Annotated in this window: 22 protein-coding genes; 14 read left to right on the top strand and 8 right to left on the bottom strand. The window is 68.0% G+C overall.

From position 1 onward, the window contains the following. Positions 1-37: 37 nt before the first annotated feature. From EES48_RS05365 to EES48_RS05350, 4 genes are all read right to left on the bottom strand, one after another. Positions 38-1,279: a mechanosensitive ion channel family protein gene (locus tag EES48_RS05365; RefSeq protein ID WP_122465357.1), complete on the bottom strand. Its 1,242-nt coding sequence runs from the start codon at positions 1,277-1,279 to the stop codon at positions 38-40. A 54-nt stretch (positions 1,280-1,333) separates the two neighbouring features. Then, entirely contained in the window at positions 1,334-2,497 is a 1,164-nt protein-coding gene (locus EES48_RS05360; RefSeq protein WP_122465356.1) for a cystathionine gamma-synthase, read from the bottom strand. 8 nt (positions 2,498-2,505) lie between these two features. Beyond that, positions 2,506-3,123 carry a dienelactone hydrolase family protein gene (locus EES48_RS05355; RefSeq protein WP_162998035.1) on the bottom strand — a complete coding sequence of 206 codons (618 nt, stop codon included), beginning with the start codon at positions 3,121-3,123 and terminating at the stop codon, positions 2,506-2,508. 118 nt (positions 3,124-3,241) lie between these two features. Next, a complete protein-coding gene (locus tag EES48_RS05350) occupies positions 3,242-4,645 on the bottom strand; it encodes a pyridoxal-phosphate dependent enzyme (protein ID WP_122465704.1) in 1,404 nt (467 codons plus the stop codon). A gap of 129 nt (positions 4,646-4,774) precedes the next feature. Between EES48_RS05350 and EES48_RS05345 the strand changes: the two genes are divergently transcribed. Continuing rightward, entirely contained in the window at positions 4,775-5,233 is a 459-nt protein-coding gene (locus EES48_RS05345; protein ID WP_122465354.1) for a RidA family protein, read from the top strand. After that, complete coding sequence (locus EES48_RS05340) at positions 5,230-6,390, top strand: GNAT family N-acetyltransferase (protein ID WP_122465353.1); 1,161 nt, start codon at positions 5,230-5,232, stop codon at positions 6,388-6,390. Before EES48_RS05345 ends, EES48_RS05340 begins: the two co-directional genes overlap by 4 nt. Here EES48_RS05340 and EES48_RS05335 read toward each other — a convergent pair. Together EES48_RS05335 and EES48_RS05330 are read right to left on the bottom strand one after the other, a co-directional pair. After that, the gene (locus tag EES48_RS05335; protein ID WP_162998034.1) at positions 6,387-8,009 is read right to left on the bottom strand and encodes an alpha-amylase family glycosyl hydrolase; all 1,623 of its coding nucleotides are present in this window, start codon (positions 8,007-8,009) and stop codon (positions 6,387-6,389) included. The two genes, EES48_RS05340 and EES48_RS05335, sit on opposite strands and share 4 nt — an antisense overlap. Beyond that, positions 8,006-8,845, bottom strand: coding sequence for a phytanoyl-CoA dioxygenase family protein (locus tag EES48_RS05330; RefSeq protein ID WP_205679366.1), 840 nt, complete (start codon positions 8,843-8,845; stop codon positions 8,006-8,008). The genes EES48_RS05335 and EES48_RS05330 overlap by 4 nt, the downstream gene beginning before the upstream one ends. 112 nt (positions 8,846-8,957) lie before the next feature. On the opposite strand from EES48_RS05330, the gene EES48_RS05325 reads away from it, so the two are divergent. Continuing rightward, positions 8,958-9,764: a helix-turn-helix transcriptional regulator gene (locus tag EES48_RS05325; RefSeq protein WP_162998033.1), complete on the top strand. Its 807-nt coding sequence runs from the start codon at positions 8,958-8,960 to the stop codon at positions 9,762-9,764. A gap of 19 nt (positions 9,765-9,783) precedes the next feature. On the opposite strand, the gene EES48_RS05320 is transcribed toward EES48_RS05325, so the two are convergent. Then, complete coding sequence (locus EES48_RS05320) at positions 9,784-10,587, bottom strand: hypothetical protein (protein ID WP_162998032.1); 804 nt, start codon at positions 10,585-10,587, stop codon at positions 9,784-9,786. Positions 10,588-10,819: 232 nt separating this feature from the next. On the opposite strand from EES48_RS05320, the gene mmsB reads away from it, so the two are divergent. The 4 genes from mmsB to EES48_RS15280 all read left to right on the top strand — a co-directional run bounded on the left by mmsB (position 10,820) and on the right by EES48_RS15280 (position 15,098). Then, positions 10,820-11,710: a 3-hydroxyisobutyrate dehydrogenase gene (mmsB, locus tag EES48_RS05315; protein WP_122465348.1), complete on the top strand. Its 891-nt coding sequence runs from the start codon at positions 10,820-10,822 to the stop codon at positions 11,708-11,710. 188 nt (positions 11,711-11,898) lie between these two features. After that, positions 11,899-12,318 carry a preprotein translocase subunit SecG gene (gene secG / locus EES48_RS05310; protein WP_240623231.1) on the top strand — a complete coding sequence of 140 codons (420 nt, stop codon included), beginning with the start codon at positions 11,899-11,901 and terminating at the stop codon, positions 12,316-12,318. 99 nt (positions 12,319-12,417) lie between these two features. After that, positions 12,418-14,070: a CTP synthase gene (locus tag EES48_RS05305; RefSeq protein ID WP_122465346.1), complete on the top strand. Its 1,653-nt coding sequence runs from the start codon at positions 12,418-12,420 to the stop codon at positions 14,068-14,070. Further along, the gene (locus tag EES48_RS15280) at positions 14,067-15,098 is read left to right on the top strand and encodes a GNAT family N-acetyltransferase (RefSeq protein WP_122465345.1); all 1,032 of its coding nucleotides are present in this window, start codon (positions 14,067-14,069) and stop codon (positions 15,096-15,098) included. Before EES48_RS05305 ends, EES48_RS15280 begins: the two co-directional genes overlap by 4 nt. Before the next feature lie 22 nt (positions 15,099-15,120). On the opposite strand, the gene EES48_RS14780 is transcribed toward EES48_RS15280, so the two are convergent. Further along, positions 15,121-16,467: a hypothetical protein gene (locus EES48_RS14780; protein ID WP_205679364.1), complete on the bottom strand. Its 1,347-nt coding sequence runs from the start codon at positions 16,465-16,467 to the stop codon at positions 15,121-15,123. 204 nt (positions 16,468-16,671) lie between these two features. Between EES48_RS14780 and rpmF the strand changes: the two genes are divergently transcribed. The 7 genes from rpmF (at position 16,672) to glyA (ending at position 22,572) form a co-directional block, all read left to right on the top strand. Continuing rightward, the gene (rpmF, locus tag EES48_RS05290; protein ID WP_122465343.1) at positions 16,672-16,854 is read left to right on the top strand and encodes a 50S ribosomal protein L32; all 183 of its coding nucleotides are present in this window, start codon (positions 16,672-16,674) and stop codon (positions 16,852-16,854) included. A 99-nt stretch (positions 16,855-16,953) separates the two neighbouring features. Next, positions 16,954-17,565, top strand: a complete 612-nt coding sequence (locus EES48_RS05285; protein ID WP_122465342.1) for a hypothetical protein — start codon at positions 16,954-16,956, stop codon at positions 17,563-17,565. Positions 17,566-17,638: 73 nt separating this feature from the next. Continuing rightward, positions 17,639-18,457: a transglycosylase SLT domain-containing protein gene (locus tag EES48_RS05280; RefSeq protein WP_122465341.1), complete on the top strand. Its 819-nt coding sequence runs from the start codon at positions 17,639-17,641 to the stop codon at positions 18,455-18,457. Positions 18,458-18,522: 65 nt separating this feature from the next. After that, a complete protein-coding gene (spbR, locus tag EES48_RS05275) occupies positions 18,523-19,680 on the top strand; it encodes a SpbR family protein (RefSeq protein WP_122465340.1) in 1,158 nt (385 codons plus the stop codon). A 121-nt stretch (positions 19,681-19,801) separates the two neighbouring features. Further along, a complete protein-coding gene (gene hemA / locus EES48_RS05270; RefSeq protein ID WP_122465339.1) occupies positions 19,802-21,028 on the top strand; it encodes a 5-aminolevulinate synthase in 1,227 nt (408 codons plus the stop codon). Positions 21,029-21,032: 4 nt separating this feature from the next. Continuing rightward, positions 21,033-21,215 (top strand): DUF6898 family protein, encoded by a 183-nt coding sequence (locus tag EES48_RS05265; protein WP_122465338.1) that lies wholly within the window; start codon positions 21,033-21,035, stop codon positions 21,213-21,215. 73 nt (positions 21,216-21,288) lie between these two features. Next, positions 21,289-22,572, top strand: a complete 1,284-nt coding sequence (glyA, locus tag EES48_RS05260) for a serine hydroxymethyltransferase (protein WP_122465337.1) — start codon at positions 21,289-21,291, stop codon at positions 22,570-22,572. The last annotated feature ends 2 nt before the right edge of the window (positions 22,573-22,574 follow it).

The following is a 22,574-nucleotide window of genomic DNA, read 5'->3' as shown; positions in this document are numbered from 1 at the left end:
CCCGGTCATCGCTAGCCCGTCGGCCTGGTGTGCCGCGCTAGGCGGCGCGCGCCAGACCCAAGCGGTCCAGGTCGGCGCCGGAGGGCTGTTGGAACAGGCGCAGGCCGAATTCCGGCAGGATGGCGATCAGGTGGTCGAAGATGTCGGACTGGATGCCCTCGTAGTCGTTCCAGGCCACGGTGGAGGTGAAGCAGTAGATCTCGAGCGGCAGGCCGCAGGGCGTGGGCTCCAGCTGGCGAACCAGCAGGGTCATCTGCTGATGGATGCGTGGATGGGTGCGCAGGTAGTTGTCGACATAGGCGCGGAAGGCGCCGAGGTTGGTCTGGCGTCGGGCGTTGACGGCGTCGCGGCCCGCCTCGCGCAGGCGGGCGTTGAAGCTCTCGATTTCCCCGGACTTACGCTCCAGATATTCGTCCAGCACCGCGAAGCGGGCGAGGCGCGCCTTGGCCTCGGGGTCGAGGAAGCCCACGCTGGTCTGGTCGATCAGCAGGCTGCGCTTGATCCGGCGGCCGCCGGCCTCCTGCATGCCGCGCCAGTTCTTGAAGGGCTCGGCGATCAGCCGCCAGGTCGGGATGGTGGTGATGGTCTTGTCCCAGTTCTGGACCTTGACCGTGTGCAGGGCGATGTCGACCACGTCGCCGTCGGCCTCCAGCTTGGGCATTTCGATCCAGTCGCCGACGCGCAGCATGTCGTTGGCGTTCAGCTGCACCGAGGCCACCAGGCTCAGGATCGTGTCCTTGAACACCAGCATCAGAACCGCCGCGAGGGCGCCGAGGCCGGACAGGAGCAGCAGCGGCGACCGCTCGATCAGGGCCGAGATAGCCAGTATGGCGGCGACGGCGAAAACGAGGATCTTGGCCAGTTCCAGATAGCCCTTGATCGGCCGGGCTGCCGCCTCGGGGCGTTGGGCGTAGACGCGGTTGATCAGGCTGAGCGTCGCCGCCACCGACATGGCCAGGGTGATGATGGCGAAGGCGGAGGCCACGTTGCGGGTTACCGCCGTCGCTCCGGGCGAGAGGTGCGGGACCAGCATCACGCCGTGATGGATCACCAGGGCCGGCGCGACCCGTCCCAGAGTGCGCACGATCGGGTAGACCGAGCCCCTCACATTGCTGGTGGGGAAGATGCGGGCCACCGCGCGCCGCACCAGCCTGACCAGCACCTGGCGCAGGATGAAATCCGTTGCGAAGGCGGCAAGCAACAGCAGGCAGAGCCCGATCAGCGTCTCCGCCATCGGCTGCTCCGCCAGGCGATCACGCATGGCGTTCAGATTTTGCATGCGCGAAGGCTAACGGCTTGGCGCGGCCGTTTGAACCCCTAGCGGACCATGACCTCAGGCCAGCGCCTGATCCAGGTCCGCGATCAGGTCGTCGATGTCCTCGACCCCGACCGACAGGCGGATCAGGCTGTCGGTGACGCCGCCGGCCTCGCGCACCTCTTTCGGGACGCTGGCGTGGGTCATGATGGCGGGGTGGTTGACCAGGCTTTCGACGCCGCCGAGGGACTCGGCCAGGGTGAAGACCTGAACCCGCTCCAGCACCTGTTTGGTGCGCGCCAGATCGCCGTCGAGGATGACCGTGACCATGCCGCCGAAGCCGCCGGTCATCTGACGCGCGGCCAGTTCGTGCTGGGGGTGGGCAATTAGGCCGGGGTAGATCACCTTGGCGACCCCGGCGCGGCTCTCCAGCCAGCGGGCGACGCCCAGGGCGTTCTCGCAGTGGGCCTTCATGCGCAGGGCCAGGGTCTTGAGCCCCCGGTTGGCAAGGAAGGCATCGAACGGGCCCATGACGCCGCCGACCGAGTTCTGCAGGAACTTGATCCGGGTCGCGAGATCGGCGTCCCGGGTAACCAGCACGCCGCCGATGATGTCGGAATGGCCGTTCAGGTATTTGGTCGCCGAATGCATGACGATGTCGGCGCCCAGGCTCAGCGGCTGCTGACAGAAGGGGGTGGCGAAGGTGTTGTCGACAATCAGCATCAGGCCGCGCGCCTTGGCGATCTTCGACAGGGCGGCGATATCGGCCAGCTTCATCAGCGGATTGGTGGGCGTCTCGACCCAGAGTAGCCGGGTCTTGTCGGTGATGGCGGCCTCGACGGCGGCCGGGTCGCTCATGTCGACATAGGCGAAGTCCAGACCCATGGAGCGACGGCGCACCCGCTCGAACAGCCGCCAGGACCCGCCGTAGAGGTCGTCGCCGGTGACGACGTGGTCGCCCGCGTCCAGCAGCTCCAGGGCTGTCGAGGTGGCGGCCATGCCACTGGCGAAGCCGAAGCCGTGGGTTCCGCCTTCCAGATCGGCGATACAGGCCTCGAAGGCTTCCCGCGTCGGGTTCTTGCCGCGCGCATACTCATAGCCCTTGTTCACGCCCGGGCTCTCCTGGGCGTAGGTCGAGGTGGCGTAGATCGGCGTCATCACGGCGCCCGTGGTCGGGTCGGGGCGCTGGCCGGCGTGAATGGCGCGGGTTGAGAAGCCCTGGCTGTTGGTCAGTTTGGTCATGCGGTCCGTCAGACAAGATGGCGGGTCAGGAAGGTACGCGCGGAGGAGAAGATGTCGCTCCACTCCACGTCCTCAAAGATATGGCGGGGCGAGTCCAGTTCTCGCAGGGTGACGGGAACCTCTCGGTTCCGCAGCACGCCGGCCCAGCGCCGCGTGTAGCGTGGCCGCACGACAGGGTCGCCCTTGGCGTAGATCAGCAGCACGGGCGGTGTTCGTCGTATAGCTGCGGGCTCTAGCCCGCCGGCCGACGCGACGCCGATGGCGGCACGGACATCGGCCTTGGTGACTGCGACCTCCGTCGCCAGATGGCCGCCCCGTGAATATCCCATGAGAGCGAGCCTGGAGCGATCCACCCCCGGACGGGCGGCGAGCCAAACCACCGCGTCATCGACCACGACACGAAAGCGTTCGGTCATCGATCGGCGCACCTCACCCGCTTCGCCAGAGCCGGCGAAATAGTTGGGCATGGCGACCGTGAGACCGTGGTCGGTCAATCGGACGGCGTGACTGAAGAACCGGGGCACATCGATCTGGGCGCCGCCGCCGCCGTGCAGCAGCACCAGCCCGCCACCGGACAGGGCGCCGTCGGGCCGTCGCGGCTCGAACAGCACTGTGGGGATACTCACTCCGCCGCTTTGATAGCCGGTCAGGGTAACGCCGGGCCCGAGCGTCTGCCCGCGCGCCGGCGCGGCGAGCGCCGTCGCGCCCACTCCCGCCAATACCGATCGGCGGGTCGAGATCATGTCAGCGATTGAGGCTGAGGTGATTGATCAGGTCGGTGCGGGTGATCAGGCCGACGAACTGTTCGCCGTCCAGCACCAGGGCCACGCGGTCGCGGTCGAAGATGGGGATCAGGGCGTCCAGCGGCTCGGTGACCTGAAGGGTGTCGAGGTCGCGGGTCATGACCTCTCCGACCGGCTTCTTGAAGCGGGCCTCGCGGGTGATGGCGTCGGTGTTCATGACGTGGACGATGTCGCTCTCGTCGATGATGCCGACCAGCCGGCCCTCGTCGATGATCGGCAGCTGGGACACGTCGGCGCCGCGCATGCGCTTGAAGGCGGTGTCCAGGGTGTCGCCGGCAGTGGCCGAGACGACGTCGCCCTTGGCGTACTTGCGGGTGATCAGGTCGGACAGGTCGCCGTGTATCTCGCGCTCGCCCAGGCCCTGATCGGCCAGCCAGGCGTCGTTATAGACCTTGGACAGGTATTTGGCCCCGGTGTCGCAGACCAGGGTGACGCAGGTCTTGGCCTCGGTCTGTTCGCGGCACCAGCGCAGGGCCGAGGCGATCAGGGTGCCGGAGGAGGAGCCGGCCAGGATGCCTTCCTTGAGCAGCAGCTCGCGGACGGTGGCGATGGCCTCGGCGTCAGGGATGGAATAGGCGCGGTCGATCAGGCTCATGTCGGCGGTGTCGGGCACGAAGTTCTGGCCGATGCCCTCGACCGTGTAGCTGCCCTCCGGCCCCGGCACGCCCTCGTTGACGATGCCGGCGAGGGTGGAGCCGACCGGGTCGGCCAGGATGATTTCGGCCTTTGATCCCTGGGATTTCAGATACCGGGCGACGCCGGTGATGGTGCCGCCGGAGCCGATGCCCGCGACGAAGGCGTCGATCTGACCGCCGGTCTGTTCCCAGATCTCGGGGCCCGTGGTCTTCACGTGGGCCTCGGAATTGGCGTCGTTGGCGAACTGGTTGACGTAGTAGCCGCCGGGCAGCTGCTGGGCGAGGCGCTCGGCCATGTCGGTGTAATATTCCGGGTGCCCGTGCGGCACATCCGAACGTGTCAGGCGAACATCGGCGCCCATGGCCCGCAAATGCTGGATCTTTTCCTTGGACATCTTGTCGGGAATGACCAGCAGGACCTTGTAGCCCTTGTTCTGGCCGACCAGGGTCAGGGCGAGGCCGGTGTTGCCGGCGGTGGCCTCGACGATGGTGCCGCCTTCCTTGAGCCAGCCCTCCTTTTCGGCCGCCTCGATCATCTCGACGGCGATCCGGTCCTTGATGGAGCCGCCAGGGTTCTGGCTCTCCAGCTTGAGGAACAGGCGGCACGGGCCGGTGTCCAGACGCGTCACCTCCACCATCGGGGTGTTGGCGATCAGGGTCAGCAGCGATCCGGACGGGCGCGACAGCACCGGCGTGTCGGAGATGGGCATGGAGGGCTCCTCGAAATCCGCCGGGAAGCTGAGGGTCCGAAGCGGCGAGGTCAAGGCGGGCGGAGGGCAGGGGGTGACGCCGGGCTCCCGGCCCCCTAAATCCCGGCCCAGATCATTCAGGAGCCGCCCATGTCCATCGACGCCCGCCTCGCCGAACTCGGCATCGACCTGCCCGAACCGGCCAAGGCCGTGGCCAACTATGTGCCCTGGGTGAAGACCGGCAATCTGGTCCATGTCTCGGGCCAGCTGTCGAACGACGCCTCAGGCGGCCTGAAGGGCACGGTGGGCGACGACGTCGATCTGGAGACGGCCAAGGCCGGGGCGCGGATGTGCGGCGTCAATCTGCTGGCGCAGATCAAGGCGGCCTGCGACGGCCACCTGGAACGGGTCGTGCGCGTCGTGAAACTGGGCGGCTTCGTCCAGGCGGCCGGCGATTTCACCGACATTCCCCTGGTCATCAACGGCTGTTCGGACCTGATGGTCGAAGTGTTCGGCGACAAGGGTCGCCACGCCCGCTCGGCCGTCGGCGTCTATCGTCTGCCGCTCGGCTTCGCCGTCGAGGTGGACGCCGTCGTCGAGGTGCGGTGACGGACGGCTCCGACCCGCAATTCAGCCTCCACGTCCACGGCGCGATCCGCGAGATCGGCCGTGAGGCGTGGGAGGCGTGCGCCTCGCACACCGGCGACCCGTTCGTCGGCTACGACTTTCTGGAGGCCTGCGAGGCGTCCGGCTCGGTCGCGCCCGAGGCCGGTTGGGCGCCGCGCCATCTGGCCTTGAAGGCCGAGGACGGCGCCGTGCTCGGCGTCATGCCGCTCTATCTGAAAGGGCACAGCCAGGGCGAATACGTCTTCGACCACTCGTGGGCCGACGCGTTGGAGCGGGCGGGCGGGCGGTATTATCCCAAGCTGCTGGGCGCCGTGCCGTTCACGCCGGTGACGGGGCCACGTCTGCTGGCCCGTCCGGGGGCGGGGGAGGCGGTGGTCAGACAGGCGCTGGCGCATGGGGCGACCGCCCTGGCCGAGCAGATGGGGGTGTCGTCGCTGCACGTCACCTTTCCTGACGCGACGGACGCGGCGGCGATGGACGAGGCTGGCTATCTGGCCCGGCGGGACATGCAGTTCGTCTGGGAGAACCGGGGATACGCCGATTTGGAGGCCTTTCTGGCCACGCTCAGCCAGAATCGGAGGAAGGCCATCCGGCGCGAGCGGCGGGACGCCCAGGCTGGGCTGGAGATTCGCGTGCTGACCGGTGGCGAGATCGAGCCGGCGCACTGGGACGCCTTCTTCGCCTTCTACATGGACACGGGGTCACGCAAGTGGGGGCGGCCCTATTTGACCCGCGCCTTCTTCGACCGGATCGGCGAGACCATGGCCGACCGCATCGCCCTGGTGATGGCGTTTCGCGACGGGCGGCCGATCGCGGGGGCGCTGAACTTCATCGGCCGCGACGCCCTGTATGGGCGGCAATGGGGGGCGCTGGAGGACGTGCCCTTCCTGCATTTCGAGCTCTGCTATTATCAGGCAATCGACTTCGCCATCGCGCGGGGGCTGGGCCGGGTCGAGGCGGGGGCGCAGGGCCAGCACAAGATCGCGCGCGGCTATCTGCCGACCGAGGTGCGCTCGGCCCACTGGATCGCCAATGAGAGCTTCCGCGACGCGGTGGCCGGGTTCCTGAGCGAGGAACGGCCGGCGGTGCAGGCGGAGATGGCGGCGATGACGCGCGAGCTCAGCCCCTACAGACGCTAGTCGCCACCCACCTTCGCGCCCGGACCGGCGCCGAGGTCGCGGGCGGCAGCCGGGTCCGCGTCCGGGTCGCCGATTTCGGGAAAGACGCTGCCGTCGGCGGGGGCGTGGAACAGGGCGGTCTGCCAGGGGCGCAGGAAGACGCGGTCGCCGTCCTTGCGCGCCCCGCCCAGGAGGTCGGGGCCGGGCATGGAGTATTCGGCCTCGGACGGGGTCAGGTTGGCGATGATCATCATCCGGTCGCCGTCCAGCCAGCGCTCGATGATCAGCAGGCCGGCCGCGCTTTCCTGGATGGTCTGGCTGCCGCGTTGCAGGGTGGGGTGGGCCGCCCGGACCGCCAGGGCGCGGCGATAGAAGTTGAGCAGGGAGGCGGGGTCGGTGTCCTGTTCCTCCACCGACACGCCGTCGTCGTCCTGGGAGAACTGTTCGGTCCAGTAGATGGCGTCGCTGCGATACCAGTGGGGCGTTTCGGGCGCGTCGACCTTCGCGCGCCATTCCATTCCTTCGCGCACGCCGATGTCGCGCTCGTCGGTGGTGAAGCGCGGGCGGACCGTGCCGCGCATGCCGATCTCCTGACCGTAGTAGAGCATGGGCGTGCCGCGCAGCAGGACGGTCAGGGCCGCCGCCGTGCGCTGGCGCTCCGGCGTCATGCCGGGGTCGGAGGACAGCCGGTCCATGTCGTGGTTCTCGACGAAGATCAGCTGGCTCTTGCCCTCGGGCGTGGCGTCGGCGACGCCGCGGATGGCGTCGATGATCCGCTCGCGGTTGAAGGTGCGGATGGCGCTGCGCAGGGGAAAGGCGAAGGCCATGTCGGCCCCGCCGCGCTTCAGGAAGTCGCCGCCATAACCCCAGTCCCACTGTTCGGCCAGGATCAGCAGGTCGGGATTGGCCGCTTTCAGGGTGGTGAACAGCGGGATCCAGAAGTCGTCGAACAGGTCGGTCAGCAGACCCTTGTTGTCCAGATCGTCCATCATGTGGTCGATGCGGAAGCCGTCGACGCCGTCCGAGAAGTCGCCGTCGCCGTTGGGGTCGACCCAACTCATGAAGTAGCGGGCGAAATAGGCCTTCACCTCGGGGTTCTTGAGATTGACCGTGGTGATGCCGGTGGTGCGGCCGGACCAGTTGCGCGCGGCGCGCAGGCCGAACGGGCCTTCCTCGGCCAGGCCACCCTCGCGGTCGTCCCACAGGATCCAGTCGGTGTAGGGCGAGCCGCGGTCGGCCAGCGGCTCGGCCCACCAGACGTGGTCGTCGGTGACGTACTGCATCTCCTGGTCCAGATAGATCTTCATGCCGCGCGCCTTCACCTCGGCGACCAGCCGGGCGTAGTCGGCCATGGTGCCGTATTCGGGATCGACGCCCTCGAAGTCCGAGGCGAAATAGTTGTGGTACAGGTGCGACGGATACAGTGGCGTCAGCAGGATCGAGGTGACGCCCAGCTGTTTCAGATAGTCCAGGCTGTCGATCATGCCCTGGATGTCGCCGTGGCCGTCGCCGTTCGAGTCGCGCATCGAGCGGTTGAAGACGTGGTAGAAGACCTCTTCGTGCGGTTCCGGCGAGGCGGGGGTCTGGGCCACGACCGGGGTGGCGATCAGCAGGGCGGCCAGCGCCGCGAGCACCCTCACGACGCGCGCTCCCACAGCACGGGGTTCAGGGGGGTGTCGATGACCTGGCCCAGTTCGGCGCCGGGGGCCCATTTCTCCCAGTCGGCCTGCTGGAAATTGTTGGTCGGTTCGGCCAGGCGCACGTCGCGGTCCATGTAGATCACCGTCATCACCGATCGCGGCCGGTCCGAGACGTTGGCCCCGGCCTTGTGGAAGGTCCAGCCGCGGTGAAAGCTGACCTCGCCCAGGTCGAAGGGTTGATCGACGATGGGAAAGCCTTGCGCCTCCATGGCGGCGGTGATCCGGGCCTCGCTCTCGTCGGAGATGGGCAGGTCGCGGCCCAGTTCGGCGTTCTGGCTGCCGGCGTAGAAGGCCAGAGGCCCCATCTCGCGCGGCACCGCCTGGAGCGGCACCCAGGCGGTGACGGAGCAGTCGTTGGACAGGGGCCAGTAGTACTGGTCGGCGTGGGCCGGGGTGATGCCGCCGCCGGGCTCCTTGTACAGCGACTGGTCGTGATACAGGCGCACGCCCTCGGTCCCCAGCAGCTCGGCGGCGATCCGGGCCAGGCGCCGGCCAAAGACGAAGTCGCGCGGGGCGCCGCCGAACTCCCACAGGTTCATGACCTGGAGGAAGGCGCGGTCGTAGGTGCTACGCTCCTCCAGCGGGCGGGTCTCGGTGTTCAGCGCGATGGTCTGGGCGGTGATCTGGTCGCCGAACCAGGCCAGCACCTCGCGGTCGAAAACATCCTTCAGCTTGACGAAGCCGTCGCGGCGAAAGGCGGCGATGACGTCCGGGGACAGGGGGTAGGGGCTGTCGATGTCATAGGGGGGCATGGCGGGCGCCGGGGCTGTTTGCATGGGTCGAGCCTATCGCGGGAACGGCGCTCGGCGAGGGCGGGGGCTGTCGCGAACCGGCGCGAAGTCTGTCGAATCCTTGTCATCGGCGTGCGGCCGGGTCAGGGTGGCGTCCATGCCCGACCGCGTTCTGTGCGAGCCCGTGGAGATGCCGCCCGGCATGGAGGCCTCGGCCTCGGCCGTGGCGCTTGGGGCCGAGGCCGGCGAGGCGGGGCGGTTCACCCATTTTCACGACGTGGCCGAGATCGTGCTGTTCGACGGGGTGCGCGGCGACTTCGTGGTCGAGGGCGAGCGGCTGGATCTCAGTGACGGCGATGTCGTCTTCGTGCCCTCGATGCGGACCCATGACTTCGAGTTGGCGGCGGGGGAGAAGGCCTGGACCCTAGTCTATGTCGATCCCTTCGTGGTCGAGGCGATGGGCGGCTGGCGGCGGCCGGCGCGGGTGCGGCCGGACGCGGCGACACGGGCGCGGCTCAAGACCCTGGCCGGCTGGCTGGAGGCGGGGGCCGACGCGGCGACGCGCCGGAACCTGGCCGAGCTGATGCTGCGCGCCCTGGCCGACCAGCCGCGCGTGGAGGCGGGCCGTGCGGAGGCGGCGGAGGGAGAGGGGATCGGCCGCCTGATGCCCGCCATCCAGCGCCTGCGCGCCGACCCGGCCCGGCCGCCGACGATCGACGAGGCCGCCCGAGCCTGCAACCTGTCGCCCGCCTATTTCTCGCGCCGCTTCAAGGCCGCCCTGGGCGCGGGGTTCTCGGACTATTCACGGGTCTATCGCCTGCATCTGGCGGCGCGGCGCCTGCTGGAAGGCGAAAACGGCATCGCCGCCATCGCCTGGGCGACAGGGTTTTCGACGCCGTCGCACTTTACGCAGTGCTTCAGGGAGCGGTTTGGGGTGACGCCGGGGGTGTATCGGGGGCGCTAGTGGGGAGTTCCGCCTGGCTTCACTGAACCATAGGCGCGCCGGCGACGCGTCTGCGTTCCAGGACCCTGGTTTCGCGTTCGGTGGTGACCACCCCGTCGGGACTGATGGTTTTAAGGTTCGTCACCACTACTCGCCGGGTCGGAACGCCCTGGGCGTCGCCTTGGAAGCTCACCTCGACAGTCCCCGAGACGTCCTCTCGGGAGCGTTCGATAAGTGCTTCTTCTAGCGTCACCGGCTGACCTGAAATCTCGCCGATGACGACGTCGCTCTCTGCGCGAGACTTCCGAACAGATTCGATATCCGCTCCCAATTCGACCACGAAGACCGTCTCACCGTCGGGGGCGACCGAACGGGTGAATGCGCCAGTCTCTGACGCGCCAGGGTGTCTGTATTGCGCTCCGTCACGGAGATCGACGCCGCGCATGTCGATGGCGTCTATTGTCTCAAGGACAGACTGTGGGTCGCATTCGATCAGGAAAGCATTCCAAGTGAATATCCACTGGCCACAGACGTTCCTGTCCCACTCGGTCAAGGCTAGCCAGGCGTCCAGTCGCACCTCAAGCTCTTCGGGGTTGAGAAGTTGTTTCTCACCATCCACTCCCCGCAGAACCCGCGCGGGATATTGCCAAACACGGGTTCGTTCCTCGGCCGTGGTCGCCGGCGGAAGGTCGAATTCTAGTTCGATCCCATCGTCGGTAACGGCGATGACGCGTTCGGACAGGACATCGGTTCCTTGCGAACTGCTCGACGACCCGTCGCTGCCTTCCTGAGACGTCTCGTAGGACATGACGATTTCGACGACGTCACCGACTTGGTCACCCACCTGTGAGGGCTCCGCTGACGCCAGTGACGCGGTGAGGAGGGGCCAAGCCAGGCCGGTGATCCAGAAGTTCCTTCTCATTGCGATAGCGTGGACCTCGCAATCAGGGATGGCAATGTGGAGTGTAAGATCTTCCGGGCTAACGGAGCCTGGATCAGACAAGGCCCAGCTTTCCTCCGCCCGCCCATCCCGCTAACCCTCCCCGCACATCGGAACGCGCGTGGGAGTGACGCATATGAAGATCGCCTTCATCGGCCTGGGCAACATGGGCGGCGGGATGGCCGCGAACCAGGCGAAGACCGGGCGCGCGGTCGCCGCCTTCGATCTGTCGGCCGAGGCGCTGGAGCGGGCCGGGCAGGCGGGGTGTTCGGCGGTCGGCTCGGTGGCCGAGGCGGTCAAGGACGCCGAGGTGGTGATCACCATGCTGCCGGCCGGGCCGCATGTGCTGAAGGTCTATTCCGAACAGATCATCGGGGCTGCGCCCAGCTCGGCGCTGCTGATCGACTGTTCGACCATCGACGTGGACACGGCGCGCAAGGTCGCGGGCCTGGCCAAGGACGCGGGCTATGCGTTCGCCGACGCGCCGGTGTCGGGCGGCACGGCGGCGGCGGACGCGGGCAATCTGGCCTTCATGGTCGGCTGCGACGAGGGTGACTTCGGACGCATCGAGGCGGCGCTGGAGCCGATGAGCCGGATCACCATCCGCGCCGGTGACCACGGCGCGGGTCAGGCGGCCAAGATCTGCAACAACATGCTGCTGGGCATCTCGATGATCGGGACCTGCGAGGCGGTGGCCCTGGCCGAGCGGCTGGGGCTGGATCCCGAGCGGTTCTTCGAGATCGCGTCGAAGTCTTCCGGCCAGTGCTGGAGCGTGACCAGCTACTATCCCTGGCCCGGCCCGGTGCCCGCCGCCCCGTCCAACCGCGACTTTCAGGGCGGATTCGCCACGGCCATGATGCTGAAGGACCTGAAACTGGCCCAGGACGCCGCCGCCAAGGCGGGCGCGACCACGCCGCTGGGGGCGCAGGCCGAGGCGATGTACGCCCTGTTCGACCGCATGGGCTATGGCGGCAAGGACTTCTCGGCCATGCTGCAGCTGTTGCGGGGGGAGACGAAGGGGCTCTAGGCTTCACGCCGCCTCCCCGGCGAAGGCCGGGGTCCAGAGCCGCGATCGCCGCCGCGTGATCGTCATCTCACGCAAGCCCTCCTGGGCCCCGGCCGTCGCCGGGGAGGCGGGTTTATTGCTCAAGCCCGCCAAGCCTGTTAGACGCCCCGGCTTGATCGGCGCGCCCGTGCGCCCACATGCGAAGCACCATGCTCCAGACCATTCTCTTCGTCGTCATGATCGTGATCTCGCTGGCCATGACCGGCGTGATCCTGTTGCAGCGGTCCGAGGGCGGCGCCCTGGGCATGGGCGGCGGGCCGTCGGGCTTCATGACGGCGCGCGGCGCGGGCAATCTGCTGACCCGGGTCACGGCGGTGCTGGGGACGCTGTTCTTCATCTGCGCCATCTCGCTGACCATCGTCGGCAACATGGAGCGCGCCGGATCGTCGGTGGCATCCAGCAGCAACATCGGCGCGATCGACCTGAGCCAGCAGCCGACCACGGCCCCGGCCGAGGCCGCCCCGACCGAGACCGCGCCGGCCCAAACCGGTCCGTCCCTGGACGATCTGGAATCGAGCTTCGGCGGGGCTCCGGCCCAGGCGCCGGCCCAGCCCGCGCCCGCCCAGTAAGCGCCGTCGATATCGGCCGCGTCCCGGCCGATATCGTCTCTCGCCCCTCGTGTTTTTTTGATTGCGTCCGACCCCAGAGTCGGGGCTAGGTGACCGCCCATGGCCCGTTATGTGTTCATCACGGGGGGCGTGGTCTCCTCGTTAGGTAAAGGCTTGGCTTCGGCGGCGCTGGGCGCCCTGTTGCAGGCGCGTGGATATTCGGTCCGGCTGAGGAAGCTGGACCCCTATCTCAACGTCGATCCGGGGACGATGAGCCCCTATCAGCACGGCGAGGTGTTCGTCACCGACGACGGGGCCGAGACGGACCTGGACCTGGGCCACTACGAACGCTTCACCGGCGTGTCGGCGGCGCGGACCGACAATGTCACCACCGGCCGCATCTATTCGACCATCCTGGAGAAGGAGCGGCGGGGCGACTATCTGGGCGCCACGGTCCAGGTGATCCCGCACGTCACCGACCAGATCAAACACTTCTGCCTCGCCCCCGCCCTGGACGACGCGGGCGATGAGGTCGATTTCGTGCTGGTCGAAATCGGCGGGACGGTCGGCGACATCGAGGGCCTGCCGTTCTTCGAGGCCATCCGTCAGCTGGGCCAGGACCTGCCGCGCGGCCAGTCGTGCTTCGTGCACCTGACCCTGCTGCCCTTCATCAAGACCGCCGGCGAAATGAAGACCAAGCCGACGCAGCACTCGGTCAAGGAGCTGCGCTCGATCGGCATTCAGCCCGACATCCTGCTGTGCCGCTGCGAACAGCCGATCCCCGAGGACGAGAAGCGCAAGATCGGCCTGTTCTGCAATGTGCGGCCCTCGGGCGTCATCCAGGCGATGGATTCGGCTGACATCTATGCGGTGCCGCTGGACTATCACCGCGAGGGGCTGGACGCCGAGGTTCTGGCCCATTTCGGCATCGCCGACGCGCCGGCGCCCGAGCTGACCGGCTGGGAAGAGATCGTGCGCCGCCGGCTGCAGCCCGACGGCGAGGTCACCGTCGCCGTGGTCGGCAAATATACGGTGCTGAAGGACGCCTACAAATCCCTGATCGAGGCGCTGCAGCACGGCGGGGTGGCCAACAACGTCAAGGTCAACATCGACTGGGTCGAGGCCGAGACCTTCGAGGGCGACCGCGAGGCCTGCGAGGCGCGGTTGCAGGGGGCTCACGCGGTGCTGGTGCCCGGAGGCTTCGGCGCCCGGGGCGCGGAGGGCAAGATCCAGGCGGCGCGCTTCGCCCGCGAGCGCAACATTCCCTATTTTGGCATCTGTTTCGGCATGCAGATGGCGGTGATCGAGGCGGCCCGGAACCTGGCCGGCTATCCCGACGCCTCGTCGACCGAGTTCGGTCCGGCCGAGGAGCCGGTGGTCGGCCTTATGACCGAATGGACCCAGGGCAACGAGCGGGTGAAGCGCCAGGCGGACGGCGATCTGGGCGGCACCATGCGGCTGGGGGCCTATGACTCGACCCTGAAGCCCGGCTCGCGCATCGCCGAGATCTATGGCGCGACCGATATCTCGGAGCGGCACCGCCACCGCTATGAGGTCAACATCAACTACCGCGAGGCGATCGAGGCCAAGGCCGGGCTGGTGTTCGCCGGCCTGTCGCCGGACGGCGTGCTGCCCGAGACGGTGGAGCGGACCGACCACCCCTGGTTCATCGGTGTGCAGTATCACCCCGAGCTGAAGAGCCGTCCGTTCGCCCCGCATCCGCTGTTCGCCAGCTTCATCGCCGCGGCCAAGGTGCAGAGCCGGCTGGTGTGACCACCCTGACCACCGCGCGGCTGGTGATCCGGCGGGCGCGGCCGGATGATCTGGAGGCGCTGCACGCCGTCCTGTCCGATCCGCGCGCCACGACCTGGTGGTCGACGCCACCGCATGGGGATCGCGACCAGACCCGCGCCTGGATGGCCGACATGCTCAGGCCTGGTCCCGATCGCGAGGACTTCGTCGTCGAGCACGAGGGGCGGGTGATCGGCAAGGCCGGCTTCTGGCGCCTGCCGGAGATCGGCTACATCCTGCATCCGGATGCCTGGGGCCAGGGGCTGGCCGGCGAGGCCCTGACGGCGATCATCGACCATGTCTTCGCCGAGCATCCCGAGCACGACAGGCTGACCGCCGATGTCGATCCCCGAAACGCCGCGTCGATCCGGCTGCTGCGGCGGCTGGGATTCGTTCAGAGGGGCGAAGCCAGGAACTCCATGCAGGTGGGCGGCGAGTGGGTGGACAGCCTCTATTTCAGCCTCGATCGGTCCGCCTGGAGCGAGCGGCTGATGATCCGGCGGGCATCGCGGGACGACGCGCCCGCGCTCCATGCCCTGATCGAGCGGGCCTATCGCGGTGAGGCGTCACGGGCGGGATGGACCACCGAGGCGGACCTGCTGGACGGACAGCGCACCGACCGCGAGGAGATCGCCGAGATCCTGGCCGACCCGATGCGGCGCCTGCTGACGGCGTGGCGCGGCGGGGTTCTGATCGGCTGCGTGCTGATCGCCGACCGGAGTGGGGGCGTCGGCTATCTCGGCATGCTGTCGGTCGATCCAGGCCTGCAAGGCGCGGGTGTAGGGGGGCGGCTGGTCGAGGCGGCGGAGGCTGCGCTGGCTCGTGATTTCGGCGCCCGGCGGGTGCGGATGCAGGTGATTCGCCAGCGCGAGGCCCTGATCGCCTGGTATATCCGGCGCGGCTATCGGCCGACCGGCGAGACCGCGCCCTTTCCCTATGGAAACGCGCGGTTCGGGCGGCCCTTGCGCGACGATCTGGCCTTTGTCGTGCTGGAAAAGACGCTGGCCTAGCCGCCCGGCGTTCCCAGCCCCCTCAGCCGTTGCCGCGATAGGGCTCGTAATCCACCGGCCCGGTCCAGTCGCGACGGACCTCGGCCGGCACCGATTCGGCAGGACAGTGGACGAACCGGATCGTCGTTTCCTCGCTGCCGCCCCACCCGTCGTCCAGGGTGAAGGTTTCTTGGAAACTGGCGGGCCCGGTGAGCAGGATCTCCATGACGGAACCACCGTGATACCGGCGCAGGGCCCAACGACCGCCGCCCAGATCATCGGCGCCTGCGAGTGGCGTGTCGCCATCCCACTCTCGCCGGACATGCCGGGTCAGATACATGTAGTTCATCCAGTCAGTATTACCGGCCGCGGCGGCGCATGTGACGTTGACCGCGTAGAAGCCCTCGGGAATGGGCGGGAACGACAGCTCGGCGTCGATGGCGCCGGGGGCCGGCGGCGGCATCCGCGCGACTTCCTGCCGCGCCGCGCCCGCCGACAGATCCTGACCTCTCCAGCAGGGCGACAGCGCTTCCGCCAGCGCCGTCGGCGCCCCCATCAAGGGGATCGCCCCGATCGCGCGCCCGTTTAGAGACACGTCGGCTTCCGAGGCCCCTCCCGCCAGAAGCATCAGGGCGGGCGGTGACGCCGGGAGCGCGAAATAGACCCCGGTCCGGGCGTCGAGCGTCAAGGGCATCCGGGCTGTTCGCCCATCGGCCCCGATTTCCAAGGCGACGGAAGCGCCCAGGCGACCGGTGGGGCGGATCGCCAGCATCGGCCGCCCATCGTGGCACGAGACGGCGATCTCGTTGAGGGGGGAGGGGCCTTGCGCTGTGCGGGCCGTGACAATCCGCGCCCCATCCATCCCCGCCGTCCAGTCGGGCGCTGCCGACATCTCCGTGGCGCCTGTCGAGGCGTCGGCTGCGGAGGGTGAAAGCGCAGGAGAAAAGGTGACGCCGTCCCACTCAAGCACCGCCTCGCACACCTCTGCGCCGATCTGGCCACACGCGGACCCGTGCGCGCTGACCGAAAGCCGCGCCGCCGGGGCGCCTTGCACGACGCGAAAGTCCTGCAGGTTGGAACTCCAGACTTCCCGATAATCCTGTGATGAGAGGAAGATCGCGACACTGCAGCCGGCGGATCCGCAGGTTCCCGCGCTGGCGGACGCAGGCGGGCAACTCACCGATGCCGTATCCAGCAGGTAATCCTCCAGGCCGTCCGCGTCGAAATCGGCCCGCTTGATGAAGTCATCTCCAAATGAGCCGCGCCCGCCCAGAGCTTCACAAACGCCGTTGAGCTCTTGCTGATAAGCCCTCACCGGTGGGGGAAGCCCTGCGGATGACTGAGCGACAGCGGGCTGCGCCCCGGCTGCGGCCCAAGCCGCCAAGGCCATGACGCGATAGAACCAATCCATTTTGTCACCCTCCCCAACGGGCTGTATTGGCAGCCTAGGTGGTGGAACGTTGTTCGGCAATCGTCACCTTGAAATCGCCCGTGGGTTCAGGCATAAGCCCGCGCTCACGTGGCGGCCCCGTTCGGGCCGCCGCAATCGTTTTCGCGCCTTGCCCGGCGCCCGACCCTTGAGATTGAGACGGATATGGCCGTTCCGAAGCGCAAAGTATCGCCCTCCCGCCGCAACATGCGTCGCGCCCACGACGCCCTCGGCTCGAACCCGCACGTCGAGGACAAGGACACCGGCGAGCTTCGCCGGTCGCACCACATCGACCTGAAGACCGGCACCTATCGCGGCCGTCAGGTCCTGACGCCCAAGGAAGACTGAGCTCTCCCTTTTGGGTGAACCGAGATTGAGAACGGCGCGCGGGATCACCGCGCGCCGTTCTTGCGTTGGGATGGGGTCGTTTTCGCTCTCGAGGTTCCCATGCGCTGCTCCCTGCTGCTGATCGCCGTCGCCGCCCTGCCGCTCGCCGCCTGTGGCCAGGAGCCGGCCGCGCCCGCCGCGGAACCCGCCGCAACGCCGCCCCCGGCTGCCGAGACGCCCGCGCCGGTCCAGGATGGCGCGCTGACGGCCGAAGGCTATGGGCCGCTGCGAATCGGCATGACCCGGGCCGAGGTCGAACAGGCCCTGGGTCCGGATGCCGATCCCGACTCGGTTGGCGGGCCCGATCCCGAGTCCTGCGACATCTTCCGACCCGAGCGGGCGCCAGAGAACATGATGGTCATGGTCGAACAGGGCGTCCTCACCAGCATCTGGCTGGACCCAGGCTCCGAAGTGAACACCGATCGCGGCTTTGGTCCCGGCGACGGCGCGGCGGCGGTCAAGGCGGCCTATGGCGACGCCGCCCAGGCCAGCCCACACAAATATTCACCGGCCCCGGCCGAGTACGTCACCGTCTGGGCGCGCGGAGGCGGGGCGGACTACGTTCAGGACGCCAATGCCCGAGGCATCAGCTATCACATCGGCACCGACGGCAATGTCGAGCATGTCGCCGCCGGGGGTCCTTCCATCCAATACGTCGAGGGCTGTGCCTGATCTGTGAACAGGAAGTTGCCGCGGGATCCGGCGGGTTAAGGTTCGCTTAACCACGATTGACGACCCTTGGCGCATGAACGTCAATGCGATTCCCGCATCGGCCGGCGTCGAGCACGCCATCCGCCGGGCCGCCCAGGCCACGGGGGTCGATTTCGATTTTCTGCTGAAGACCGCGCGCCGCGAGAGCGCGTTAAACCCCGGCGCCAAGGCTCCGACGTCGAGCGCGGCGGGTCTGTTCCAGTTCATCGAACAGACCTGGCTGGCCACGTTGAAGAAGTCGGGCGCCAAGCACGGCTACGGCCAATACGCCGACCTGATCCATCAGGGGACTGACGGCCGCTGGCGGGTCGCCGGATCGGCTCGCAACGTGGTCATGGACCTGCGCTTCGATCCGCAGGCGGCCAGCCTGATGGCGGCCGAGCTGACCCAGGCCAACGCCGCCTATCTGCGGGGACGGACGGGCCGGGTTCCGGGGGGCGGAGACCTGTATGCCGCGCATTTTCTCGGGCCGGCGGGCGCGGCCCAGCTGATGGAAGCCATGGTCAGCCGTCCGGGATCATCCGCCGCCGCCCTTTTCCCCGCCGCCGCTTCGGCCAATCGGTCGATCTTCTATCGCGACGGTCGACCCGCCACGGTGGCCGAGGTCCATGCCAATCTTCAACGTACGGCCTCGGGTGGAGCCGTGACCGCCACGCCGGCCGCGCCCGCGCTTCCGCCGATGAGCGAAAAGGACATGGCCATTGCTGAGCGCATGGATCGGCTGCGTCACGAGCAGGCTCTGATCGCGCTGCTGTTTGACAAGGGTGATCCGGCCGAAAGCCTTCTGGGGGGAGGCGGCGCGTCCAGTTTTCTGAAGGCCTTCGCCCCGCCGACGGAATCGCGGCAGGCTTGAGACGGTAAACGCCGCGTTAAGGTTGATGGGCGGATAGTCGGCCACGACTTTCGGGGATCTGTTCGATGACGCCCTTCCGCGCCCGCCTCAGCGAGAGCGACATCCGCCGCCTGATCAAGGCCGACGATGACGACGATCGCGCCGCCGCCGCTCACAAGCTGTGCCGGGCCATCGACAAGGCCGACCACGCCGAAACCCTGACCGACGAGGAACGCGAGGCTGCGCAGAAGATCCTGCGCGTGCTCGCCGCCGACGCCGCCGAGCTGGTTCGCCGGGCGCTGGCTGTGACCCTGAAGAGCTCCGACCTGTTGCCGCGCGAGGTGGCGCGCAAGCTGGCGGCGGACGTAGATTCCATCGCCCTGCCGGTGCTGGCCGGCTCGCCGGTGCTGACCGACGCCGACCTGATCGAAATCGTGCGCGGGGGATCGGGCGCGCGCCAGATCGCCATCGCCGGCCGCCCCTTCGTCTCGCGCGACGTCGGCGAGGCCATCGCCGACGATGGGGTCGAGGCGGCAGTGCGGGTGCTGGCGTCCAACGACAACGCCGATCTGTCGGAAGCCGCGCTGGGCAAGGCGATCGACCGGTTCGGCCAGTCGCCCGCCGTCGTCACAGCCCTGGCCTATCGCAAGGTGTTGCCGCTGGCGGTCACCGAAAAGCTGATCGCCCTGGCGTCGGACGCCGTGCGCGACCACCTGATCAGCCAGCACGCCATAGCGCCAGAAACCGCCATCCGCCTGGCGGTCGGGACGCGCGAGCGGGCCACGGTCGACCTGATCGATCAGGCTGGGCGCGAGCCCGACATCGCCGCCTTCGTCGCCAATCTGCATGCGCGCAAGGTGCTCAATGGGTCGTTGCTGCTTCGCGCCGTGGCGCGGGGGCAGATGAGCTTCTTCGAGCACGCCATGGCGGTGCTGGCCGGGACGCCGCATCAGCGCGCCTGGCTGATGATTCATGATGGCGGGCCGCTGGGGTTGAAGGCCATCTATGACCGGGCCGGCCTGCCGCCGCGCCTCTATGCCGCCTTCCGCTCGGGCGTGGACACCTGGCGGGCGCTTCAGTCCGAGGGCGGCGATCCGTCGCCGGAGCGGTTCCAGCAGCGCATGCTGGAGCGCTTCCTGTCAGAACGCAGCACGGTGCCGCGCGACGATCTGGGCTATCTGCTCGATCGGCTGGATCAGGCCCCGGATCGGGCGGGGCTCGTACAGGCCGCCAACGCCGCCTGAGCTTGCTGAGAACCGTTATCGATTAGGCGTTTGCGGCGTAATGTCCCGCCGCCAGTGTGGACTTTCGGGCCTTCAAAGAGCAGATAAGCGCCACTGCTCATAACCGAGAAGAAGCATAGTCTTGTTTGACTATAAGGCCGCCTTTCAGTCCTCCGTCGACCGGGTGCGTGACGAGGGTCGCTATCGCGTCTTCGCCGACCTGAAACGCGTGCGCGGCCGCTTTCCGTGCGCCGTTCGTCGTCGCCCGGATGGGACCGAGCAGGACGTGGTGGTCTGGTGCTCGAACGACTATCTCGGCATGGGCCAGCATCCGGTGGTGCTGGACGCCATGCAGGCCGCCATCGACGAGGCCGGCGCCGGTGCGGGCGGGACACGAAACATCTCCGGCACCACCCGCTGGGCCGTCGATCTGGAAGCCGAACTGGCGTCCTGGCATCGGAAACAGGCCGCCCTGCTGTTCACCTCCGGCTATGTGGCCAATGAGGCGACGCTGACGACGCTTCAGCGCATCCTGCCGGGCCTGATCGTCTTCTCCGACAGCCTGAACCATGCCTCGATGATCGCGGGCATCAGGAACGGTGGGTGCGAGCGGCACATCTTCGCCCACAACGACCTCGAGCATCTTGAGGCGCTGCTGAGGGCCGCGCCGGCCGATGCGCCCAAGCTGATCGCCTTCGAGAGCGTCTATTCCATGGACGGCGATATCGCCGACTTGGCCGGGACCATCGCCCTGGCCAAGCGATACGGGGCCCTGACCTATCTGGACGAGGTCCACGCGGTCGGCCTGTATGGCGAGACCGGCGCGGGCGTCGCCGAGCATGACGGCGTGCTGGACCAGATCGACATCATCGAATGCACCCTTGGCAAGGCGATCGGCGTCATGGGCGGGTATATCGCCGCCGATGCTGTGATCATCGACGCCGTGCGCAGCTGGGCCTCGGGCTTCATCTTCACCACCAGCCTGCCGCCCGCCCTGACCGCCGGCGCCCTGGCCTCCGTGCGCCATCTGAAGGCAGCCGCGGACCTGCGCGTCCGGCACCAGGAGCGCGCCGCCGCGCTCAAGGCGCGCTTCGCCGAGGCTGGTATTCCTGTACTGCCCAGCGTCAGCCACATCGTGCCGGTGCATGTGGGCGATCCAGTCCACTGCAAGATGATCTCGGACATGCTGCTGGACGAGTTCGGCATCTATGTTCAGCCGATCAACTATCCGACCGTTCCGAAGGGTACCGAGCGCCTGCGCTTCACGCCGTCGCCCGACCACGACGACGGCATGATGGACGCCCTGGTCACGGCCATGGACAAGCTCTGGGCCCACTGCAACGTGGCCCGCATGCCCCGCGCGGCCTGATCCCATGTCCGGGGACGACCTCGGCGAGGTCATCGTCGAGTTCGTGCGCAACGGCGCCTATCTGAAATGTTCGGCGGTTCACGTCGCCACCGGCGTGGAGGTCTCCGCCGTTGGCCCGGTGGCCGAGTGGCATGGGCTGGAGCGGATCGCCGTCGCCAAGCTGAAGCGGGCGCTGGATCGGCGCTGACCCCCCAGATATTGTGGTGGAGCCCCTGTGGGCCTAGAGATGCGCGCTATCTTGCGTCTCGGGGACCTTGCCAGTGACCGCCTTCACCCACGCCGATTTCTTCTCGCGCCCGCTGTCGGAGGCCGATCCCGACATCTTCAAGGGCATCCGGGGTGAGCTGGGCCGCCAGCAGGAACAGATCGAGCTGATCGCGTCCGAGAACATCGTGTCGCGCGCGGTGCTGGAGGCGCAAGGCTCGGTCCTGACCAACAAATATGCCGAGGGCTATCCCGGGCGTCGGTATTACGGCGGCTGCGAATATGTGGACATCACCGAGGATCTGGCGCGCGAACGGGCGAAACAGCTGTTCGGCGCGGCGTTCGCCAATGTGCAGCCGCACTCGGGCGCCCAGGCCAACCAAGCGGTGTTCCAGGCCCTGCTAACGCCCGGCGACACCTTCCTGGGCATGGACCTGGCGGCGGGCGGCCACCTGACCCACGGCAGCCCGGCCAACCAGTCCGGCAAGTGGTTCCGGCCGGTGACCTACAAGGTCAGGGAAGACGACCATCTCATTGATTATGATCACGTCGCGGAAATGGCGGAGACGGAAAAGCCCAAGCTGATCCTGGCCGGGGCCAGCGCCTATTCGCGCCACATCGACTTCAAACGCTTCCGGGAGATCGCCGATGGCGTCGGGGCCTGGCTGATGGTCGACATGGCTCACTACGCGGGGCTCATCGCCGGCGGCGTCTATCCCGACCCCGTGCCACACGCCCATGTGGTCACCACCACCACCCACAAGACCCTGCGCGGACCGCGCGGCGGCATGGTGCTGACCAACGACGGCGAGATCGCCAAGAAGATCAACTCCGCCGTCTTCCCAGGCTTGCAGGGCGGCCCGCTGGAGCACGTCATCGCGGCGAAAGCCGTCGCGTTCGGAGAGGCTTTGAAGCCGGAGTTCAAGCTTTACGCGAAGCAGGTTGTGACCAACGCCCAGGCTCTGGCGGCCGTGCTGGTCGAGCGCGGGCTTGCCATCGTTTCGGGGGGGACCGACAGCCACCTGATGCTGGTCGACTTGCGGCCGAAGGGCGTGACCGGCAAGGCGACCGAGCACCAGCTCGAGACGGCGCTGATGACCTGCAACAAGAACGGCGTGCCGTTCGACACCGCGCCCTTCACCGTCACCTCGGGGGTCCGCCTGGGCACGCCGGCCGGCACCACGCGGGGCTTCGGCGAGGCGGAGTTCCAGCAGATCGGCCACTGGATCGCCGATGTGGTCACCTCAATGAACGGCGGCGACGAGGCCGACCCGGCCGTGGCGGCGGGCGTGGCGGCCCAGGTCCGCGACCTCACCCATCGCTTCCCGATCTATTCATAGGT

Source organism: Brevundimonas lutea, from assembly GCF_003704105.1.
In the GTDB taxonomy this organism is placed as follows: Bacteria; Pseudomonadota; Alphaproteobacteria; order Caulobacterales; family Caulobacteraceae; genus Brevundimonas; species Brevundimonas lutea.
This window is presented reverse-complemented; position numbering and strand designations above follow the sequence as displayed.

Coding starts and splice junctions, on each gene's coding strand:
- EES48_RS05365 (WP_122465357.1), bottom strand. CDS start 1,279: ATGCAAAATCTGAACGCCATGCGTGATCGCCTGGCGGAGCAGCCGATG.
- EES48_RS05360 (WP_122465356.1), bottom strand. CDS start 2,497: ATGACCAAACTGACCAACAGCCAGGGCTTCTCAACCCGCGCCATTCAC.
- EES48_RS05350 (WP_122465704.1), bottom strand. CDS start 4,645: ATGCCCATCTCCGACACGCCGGTGCTGTCGCGCCCGTCCGGATCGCTG.
- EES48_RS05345 (WP_122465354.1), top strand. CDS start 4,775: ATGTCCATCGACGCCCGCCTCGCCGAACTCGGCATCGACCTGCCCGAA.
- EES48_RS05330 (WP_205679366.1), bottom strand. CDS start 8,845: ATGCAAACAGCCCCGGCGCCCGCCATGCCCCCCTATGACATCGACAGC.
- EES48_RS05325 (WP_162998033.1), top strand. CDS start 8,958: ATGCCCGACCGCGTTCTGTGCGAGCCCGTGGAGATGCCGCCCGGCATG.
- mmsB (WP_122465348.1), top strand. CDS start 10,820: ATGAAGATCGCCTTCATCGGCCTGGGCAACATGGGCGGCGGGATGGCC.
- secG (WP_240623231.1), top strand. CDS start 11,899: ATGCTCCAGACCATTCTCTTCGTCGTCATGATCGTGATCTCGCTGGCC.
- EES48_RS05305 (WP_122465346.1), top strand. CDS start 12,418: ATGGCCCGTTATGTGTTCATCACGGGGGGCGTGGTCTCCTCGTTAGGT.
- EES48_RS14780 (WP_205679364.1), bottom strand. CDS start 16,467: ATGGCCTTGGCGGCTTGGGCCGCAGCCGGGGCGCAGCCCGCTGTCGCT.
- rpmF (WP_122465343.1), top strand. CDS start 16,672: ATGGCCGTTCCGAAGCGCAAAGTATCGCCCTCCCGCCGCAACATGCGT.
- EES48_RS05285 (WP_122465342.1), top strand. CDS start 16,954: ATGCGCTGCTCCCTGCTGCTGATCGCCGTCGCCGCCCTGCCGCTCGCC.
- EES48_RS05280 (WP_122465341.1), top strand. CDS start 17,639: ATGAACGTCAATGCGATTCCCGCATCGGCCGGCGTCGAGCACGCCATC.
- spbR (WP_122465340.1), top strand. CDS start 18,523: ATGACGCCCTTCCGCGCCCGCCTCAGCGAGAGCGACATCCGCCGCCTG.
- EES48_RS05265 (WP_122465338.1), top strand. CDS start 21,033: ATGTCCGGGGACGACCTCGGCGAGGTCATCGTCGAGTTCGTGCGCAAC.